Origin of the sequence: Nostoc sp. PCC 9305 (assembly GCF_963920915.1) — a bacterium.
GTDB lineage: Bacteria > Cyanobacteriota > Cyanobacteriia > Cyanobacteriales > Nostocaceae > Nostoc.
This window is the reverse complement of sequence record NZ_CAWUDN010000275.1, coordinates 1-448: the sequence shown is the minus strand read 5'-3', so window position 1 is coordinate 448 and position 448 is coordinate 1. Positions and strand designations below refer to the sequence as shown.

Sequence of the window (448 nt, the reverse complement as noted above, 5' to 3'; positions counted from 1 at the left end):
TATCAACATCAATGCTACAACACTGTCACTCACTGATGGCGCTCAACTGCTAACCGTTACTCGTGAAGCATCTGCTACCCAACCAGCAGGACGGGGGGATGCAGGCAATGTCAATGTTTTTGTAACAGGTACTGTTGACATCTCTGGGGAGAAAAACGATTTCGAGAGTGGGATTCTCAGCAATGTGGGAACGGGGACTATTGGGAATGGGGGTAACATTTTTATCGATTCTGGTGACTTCTTATTACGAGATAGCGCTCAACTTTCAGCCTCAACTTCAGGAGTGGGGAATGCGGGGAATGTGACAGTGGGTGCAAAAAATGCTGTTGACCTTGCAGGTAACGCTGCCATCCTCAGCACCGTGGAAGCAGGAGGCGTAGGTAAAGGAGGCAATATCAACATCAATGCTACAACACTGTCACTCACTGATGGCGCTCAACTGCTAACC

General features: G+C 48.7%; 1 pseudogene. It reads left to right on the top strand.

Going from position 1 to position 448, the window contains the following annotated elements:
* Positions 1-448: pseudogene (locus ACM0OX_RS35755) on the top strand (filamentous hemagglutinin); the annotation flags it as partial.